The 7,023-nt window shown below is 57.7% G+C and carries 5 protein-coding genes; all 5 read left to right on the top strand.

What is annotated here, in order from left to right; all coding sequences use genetic code 11:
* Positions 1–197: 197 nt before the first annotated feature.
* Entirely contained in the window at positions 198–1,415 is a 1,218-nt protein-coding gene (locus tag NKJ08_RS37825; RefSeq protein WP_352786259.1) for an NAD(P)/FAD-dependent oxidoreductase, read from the top strand.
* A gap of 21 nt (positions 1,416–1,436) precedes the next feature.
* Positions 1,437–1,793 (top strand): non-heme iron oxygenase ferredoxin subunit, encoded by a 357-nt coding sequence (locus NKJ08_RS37830; protein WP_352786261.1) that lies wholly within the window; start codon positions 1,437–1,439, stop codon positions 1,791–1,793.
* 795 nt (positions 1,794–2,588) lie between these two features.
* Positions 2,589–4,040: an aldehyde dehydrogenase family protein gene (locus NKJ08_RS37835; RefSeq protein ID WP_352786263.1), complete on the top strand. Its 1,452-nt coding sequence runs from the start codon at positions 2,589–2,591 to the stop codon at positions 4,038–4,040.
* Positions 4,041–4,350: 310 nt separating this feature from the next.
* Entirely contained in the window at positions 4,351–6,378 is a 2,028-nt protein-coding gene (locus NKJ08_RS37840) for a CocE/NonD family hydrolase (protein ID WP_352786264.1), read from the top strand.
* Positions 6,379–6,680: 302 nt separating this feature from the next.
* Positions 6,681–7,023, top strand: a 343-nt coding sequence (locus NKJ08_RS37845; protein WP_352786266.1) for a hypothetical protein, incomplete at its 3' end; no start/stop codon positions are given.

A 7,023-nucleotide genomic window follows, 5' to 3' on the forward strand; every position in this document is an offset into this window, starting at 1 on the left:
TTTCTGACCGTTAAAATGCACAAAAGCCACCAATTCCGCGGAGCACAGTTTCTGGCGAGGAGGCGCTTCGAGGTTTGGAGACTGGGCCGTCTGTGCTGAACGAATTCGCAGGAATTTGACACTAGCGCATCTCCATATTTTTGTTTCTTTTGGTCATGTTGGTAACGTTCAAAGTCGCCAGGCGCTGAGGAAGGTTTATGGAAACGGTCGTTATCATCGGAGGAGGACTAGCAGGGCATCGTGCTGCCACAACGCTCGCCGAGCTATGTCCTGAGCAGCGCACGGTCCTGATTCATAGCGAAAGCGGGACACCCTATGACAGGCCGCCGCTGTCCAAGGACTTTCTCTTGGGGGGCAAGAGGCCGACTCTGAAAGGGTCTGATCTGTATGCAGATCGCGTCGTTTTGCGGGATGGAACGAAGGCCACCCTAATCGACCCTCTTCGACGCATCGTCCATACTGATATCGGTGAACCGGAACACTACGACAAGCTGTTGATCGCCACGGGATCTCGAGCACGGCACTTCGAGCACTCCAGTGTGGACCCGGCACAAATTCATTATTTGCGCACTGAATCAGACGCTTTGCGATTACGCGCGGCTCTTGCGCCTGGCCGGCGGCTGGCAGTTGTAGGCGGTGGTTTTATCGGGCTAGAGGTATCGGGGATGGCTCGCCGCTTGGGCTGTCAAACAACGGTCATTGAGTTAGCGCCACGACTGCTGCCGCGCAGCGCCTCACTCTCTTTGTCAGAATGGGTCGCGACGCGTCACGCGAGCGAAGGTGGTGAGTTTCGTTTGAACTGTGCGAATCTGCGTATGTCAAATAATTCAAAGGGCGAGGTCGTTCTAACTTGGAATGGAGGGTCGGTCGTTGCTGATATGGTCCTTATTGGCATCGGGATTGGGCCTAATGCGCAAATCGCCGCTGATGCCGGCATCGACACCGCTGACGGGATCGTTGTGAACGCTCGCTGCGAAACGTCCGTTCCGGGAATATATGCTGCCGGAGAGGTGACGAACTATCCTGTGCCCGCGCTTGGCCGACGGCTACGCAGTGAGAGCTGGACCGTGGCCGGCGATCAGGCCGTCGTGGCGGCACAAGTTATGTGCGGTCTGGATGTACAGTATCAGGACCTACCTTGGTTCTGGTCCGATCAGTGCGGCGTAACCATCCAGTCACTCGGGCTGCCAGCGCTCGCGACGCGCCTGTATCGCATCGGAGACGTCGCGAGCGAACGGTGGCTGGAGATTGGCGCCGATGAACAGGGTCGTTTTGTCAGTGCCGTGGGGGTCAACCCCGGTCGTGACATGACGCAGCTCCGGCGAGACGCAAAGGCTGGCAAGCCTATATCGCCTGACATAATGAGCCGGACCGAGGAAGTTGATCCGTCCAATATATACCTCGCAACTGGCTAATCGCGGCAATCGGAGTGAACTGTGACAACAGTAGAAAAGAACATAGATACTGCGCCGCAACATTCTGAATGGATAATCCTTTGCGCCCTTTCCGATCTTGAAGAGGACACCGTAAGGCCGTTCGAGATCGACGATAACCGAATTGCCATCTACTTGATCGGCGGAAAAGTACACGCGACCGACAACGTTTGTTCACACGCATTCGCTCTCCTTTCTGATGGCTGGCTGGAGGGGACTCTTATCGAGTGCCCTTTGCATGGTGCTCAATTTGAGATCACCTCCGGTGAAGTGGTTCAAGGCCCGGCTGACTGCCCAATCACCGTGTTCAAGACGAAGGTGGAAGACGGCCAGGTCCTGGTGCGACTTCCCGTAGACTGAACAAAGCAGTTTCTGCTTAAGCTTTCAGCAGCAAAAACATCATTACTGGCGACCAAACTGGCCGCCAGCGACCTCGCGCCGTCGACAATTTTTCAGTGTGTGAACAAAGGACCATGAAACTATCGGCGAGGCATCGAACCCTATCGTGCGCTGGCACGGTCCAAGATCCGCAGCGGTGAGCAGAGCGAGGCGTCAGGGCCGACTGTGCGCGCGGGTTTCGGGCAAGCCGGCATGCCGTTGCGGACAAGCTCTCGGGCCGCGTCGGAGCCAGCCATTATTCTCAAACGAAGAATGCGTCATTACTGTCGAGTTCGGCACAGTTGTGGACATGGACGCTCGGATTTGGCGCGCGGGGCTTGTTGGACTCCGGCGGCTCGCTGGACGAAAGCAAAGAAGGAGTAACGCAGACACGCCCCTCGCATCGCTCTGTGTATCAGGCTGCCATTGTCACTAAGGCACCTGATGGTGGCCTTGTGCTGGTGCAATTTGCCGTCATCTGCATCTAGAAATGCGGAGCTTGGCGCTTACTTTCCCTGGCGGAGCGAGTCATCGAGACAAACTGGATCCAGAGAACCCGAGCCAGGACAAACCAGAAAGATCGTGGAGTAATATTATTGTTATCCGAAGCATTGCCGCGGGGTCACGCTGCTGCTGCTGCCTCCGAGGTTCAGCCATGTGCGCCCAGGCTCCGATGCTCAATTTCACCGCAGCAAAGACAGGCACCCTCACCGGTGAAATATTAAGTACTCCGCCAACATCAAGATTGAACAGCGTGTCGAGTAGGGAAAGAATTCGATGAGCGAGGCAAGCAGCACGTTTGAAGCCTATGAGAGTGATAGCCATATGGCGGATTCAAGAAATTTCTACTCACTGGTTGACGGCTCTCTTGTCCGTGACGGCTTGAAATTCAAGGTCATAAACCCGGCGACGCAAGGCACTGTCGGAGCGGCGATAGTACCCGGAGCGAAAGTTCTGCAGCAGGCGATCGACGCTGCTGACCGGGCCTTTATGACTTGGCGGACCGAACAGTGGACGGTGCGCAGTGGGCTCCTCCGTGCTCTGGCCGACGTTCTGCGGAAGAACGTCGAAGAACTTGCACGCCTTCTGACCCAGGAGCAGGGAAAGCCGCTTCAGCAAGCTCGAAACGAAACCATTTCGTGCGCCGAATTTCTTGAGCACTGTTCAGGCCTGGAGTTGCGTCCTATCGTACTAAATAATAAGCCGGAGGCTTACGCGGAGCAATTCTTTGTACCGTACGGTATCGTCGCAGGAATAGTGCCGTGGAATTTTCCACTTGAAGCTGCAGTATCCAAGATCGGTCCCGCAATTATAACGGGGAACTCCATAATCATTAAGCCGGCACCGACCACTCCCTTGGCCACCCTGCGCTTCGGTGAACTCATTAAGGATGTTGTTCCGGCAGGGCTTATTCAGATCATCGCGGACGATGGATCATTTGGTCCGCAGCTCGTCAGCCACCCCAGTATTGCAAAAATTTCTTTTACGGGATCCACCGCATCCGGCAAAGCAGTCATGACGTCTGCTGCTCAAGGCTTAAAGCGTCTCTCTTTGGAATTGGGTGGCAATGATCCGGCAATCGTATTCGACGACGTCGACCTGAAGAGTGTAGCGCAAGCCATTTTCAACGCGGCATTTCTCAATACTGGACAGGTCTGTACTGCAATCAAGCGGGTCTACGTTCATGCGGCTATTGCAGATCGCTTCTGCGAATGCCTGGCTGCTCTGGCTCGGAATGCAGTTGTGGGCGACGGTTTGGAAGACAATGTCACCGTAGGTCCTCTGCAGAATAAAGCCCAGTTCGATAAAGTTCTTCAATACTTGGATGAAGCGGAGAAAGTCGGCCGCATTGTCGTAGGGGGCAAAGCGCCAGCTCTTGCCGGCTATTTCATCAACCCTACCATCGTGACGGACATCTCCGACGAAGCCTCGCTCGTCAAAGATGAGCAGTTCGGCCCGATTCTTCCGGTCCTGACATTTACGGATGTCGATGACGTTGTACGCCGGGCCAACGCCACGCCTTATGGTCTTACTGCTTCCGTATGGTCGGCCGACAGAGATCGAGCGGCGCGGATCGCTCGGCGGTTGGACTTCGGAACAATATGGGTGAACAAGCATCTGGAGTTCAATTTGGATTATCCGTTCAGTCCTTGTAAGGAATCTGGCTTTGGGACCGAAGGAGGTATCGAGGGCTTGAAGGAATATGCTCAGCCCCGCCTGCTGAGCTGACACGGTGGGACCATATTTGTGGATCGTTGGCGCAAATGACGATGGTTCCGGTCCAAATTGGCGCAGGTAGCAAACCGTTCAGTGACGCCAATGTCTGAACCGGTGCTGCGTAGACACCACCGATGCTGGATTTAAAAGCCATTACTGTTCTTGACGCTCGATGTGTCAAGATGATCTCGCGTCGTCCTCCGGGTGCGAGTTCCACGGTCGCTGCCCGTTTGCAAGAGACCTGCGCAACGCAGGCGCCTGCACCGTTGCTCGGATCGATCAACCCGAGACAACTGCCATAAGTTGAGAAGAGGTCCGTGCAATGAAAGATATTCGCGTGGTAACCGATTTCCCGCGCAAGGTCCGAGAGATCGAGAACCTGTGGATCTCGATGCCAGATGGCGTGAAGCTCGCTGCCCGCATCTGGCTCCCCGAAGACGCCGAGGCCGATCCGGTCCCTGCCATCCTCGAATACCTGCCTTACCGCAAACGCGACGGAACGGTGGAGCGCGATGCACTTACGCATCCCTATTTCGCCGGTCATGGCTACGCCGGCGTACGTGTCGATATGCGTGGCACCGGCGACAGCGAAGGCGTTTGCAAGGGTGAATATTTGAAGCAGGAACAGGACGACTGCGTGGCGGTAATAGAGTGGCTGGCGAAGCAAGCCTGGTGCTCCGGCGCCGTTGGCATGATCGGCATTAGCTGGGGCGGCTTCAACGGGCTCCAGGTCGCCGCCCGCCGCCCGCCGGCGCTCAAAACCGTGATCTCACTGTGCTCTACCGACGACCGCTATAATGACGACATCCATTATCTCGGCGGCGCGCAGATGTGCGACAATCTGGACTGGGGCACTACCGCCTGGGCGATCGCCATGACGCCGCCCGACCCACTGATCGTCGGCGACCGCTGGCGCCAGCTTTGGGAAGGCCGCCTCAACGGCAACGGCATTTGGATGCAGGACTGGTTCGAGCATCAGCGCCGCGACGAGTTCTACAAGCACGGGTCGATCTGCGAGGGTTACTCCAATGTCGAGATCCCCGTTTACCTCGTCGGTGGCTGGGCTGACAGCTATCCGAACCCGATCTTCCGCATGCTCGAAAGCCTGCCTGGCATCCGGAAAGGCCTGATCGGTCCTTGGGGTCACAAATATCCGCATTTCGCCATGCCAGGACCGCGCATCGGCTTTCTCAAGGAATGCCTGCGCTGGTGGGACCAGTATCTCAAGGGCATCGACACCGGCATTACCTACGAACCGATGCTGCGTGCCTGGATGCAGGACCCGTGTCCGCCAGCCGCTATTTATGATGAGCGGCCAGGGCGCTGGGTTGCAGAGCCGTCATGGCCGGCACCCGGTCTAAGCGAGCGTTCGCTGGCCCTTTCGCCGGGGCTCCTTGCCGAGGGCGCCGGCAGCGACGACGTGCTGAGAATCTGTTCGCCTTCGACGGCGGGGCTCTCCTCGGGCGCATGGTGCGGCTACGGCGTGGATCCGACCTTGCCGGTCGATCAGCGCATGGAAGTCGGCAACGCACTCGTCTTCGAAACGAAGCCTTTGGAAGAAGCCGTGGAGATTCTCGGCTTTCCTGAATTCGAGGTCACGCTCGCCGCGGACAAGCCGGTTGCTCTGATCTCGGCGACGTTGTCGCTGGTGCTCGAGGACGGCGCGGCATTACGCGTCAGCTACGGCATTCTCAACCTCACGCATAGGCATGACGACTTCGAACTGCAGCCGATGAATCCGGGCGAGGCCGAGATTGCGCGCATCAAATTGCGTTGCTGTGGCCAGCGGTTCGAGAAGGGTCAGCGTATCCGCCTTGCCGTCGCAACGGGGCATTGGCCAATTGTCTTCCCGGGGCCGGAGAAGGCGACGCTGTCGATCCATTGCGCCGGCAGCAGGCTGATCCTGCCTGTGCGCAAGCCGCAGCCACTGGATGCAGCACTTGCGGCGTTTGACCGACCGGAGAGCGCAATGCCGATGCTGCAGGAAGTGATCAAGGAGGGTGAGCCTTTCCGGCGCGAGCTGACAACCAACCAGATCACCGGGGAAGCCACTTACACCGTCGTCAGCGACGGCGGAAGCGTGCGCCATCCACACACCGGCATCACTCTGTCAGCCAGGCAGACAAACGTCTTCGTCGTCCATCCGGACGATCCGAATTCGGCACGGGGAACCGTGACCTGGGAGAAGTGCTACGCCCGAGGCGATTGGGACGCCAGAGTTAGGGTTTCTGCAACGATGCGCGCGCTACGTGATGTCTGGCGCATGGAAACTCATCTCGTCGCGCGTTCCGGCGACGAGACCATGGTTGATCGCGAAGAGGTCAAGGAGTTTCCGCGCGATCTGAACTGAGAAGATGAACGCGGCGACCTCGCCGCAGATCGAATCAGGGGTTAGTTTCGGCCGGTCCCATAGTCATCTGCGCGTCAGATACGTCTTCATGAGGAATTACGCGACGAATTCTATCGCGCAATCAATGCTAGAAACCGAAGAAGAGTGCTACCGAGCGCGGCGCCCGTAGACGCGCCCGCCGGCGTCGGCGGCTTCGTCGCTGAATTTAGATCCCGGTCGAGGCCCATCAGCAGCGTGTCGGCTGCTGCACCAGCCGCTTCGGTGGGGCGCCGCGAACGCAGCCGCCGCGCAGAGCGCCCCAAGTGAGCAAAACTGATCCCGATGCCGAGGCCTCTGTTGGTCGAAACTCAGACGTCCGCCTTTGCCACGACCACCCGATTCTTCAGCGGTATCCGCCAACCGATGACCTCGGCGGCCGGCGTCGCCGGATCTTTGAACGCAGTCGTGGCTGCGCCCGCGTCTTCATGTTCGGTTCTGCTTTCGCCCTGTGGTGGTGCATTTTGATCCAATCTGTCTATTCCGCAGATGGAGCGAGGTTATTACGTTTAAGATGGCTTCTCGGATCAGTTCCGTCTCGCTTTTGCCAGGGAGGAAAAATGGCTAAGCACGTGGTGGGCAAGGCAGAGGATGTCGGCCCGGGCATGC

Origin of the sequence: Mesorhizobium sp. M0244, from assembly GCF_040321795.1 — a bacterium.
Lineage (GTDB): Bacteria > Pseudomonadota > Alphaproteobacteria > Rhizobiales > Rhizobiaceae > Mesorhizobium.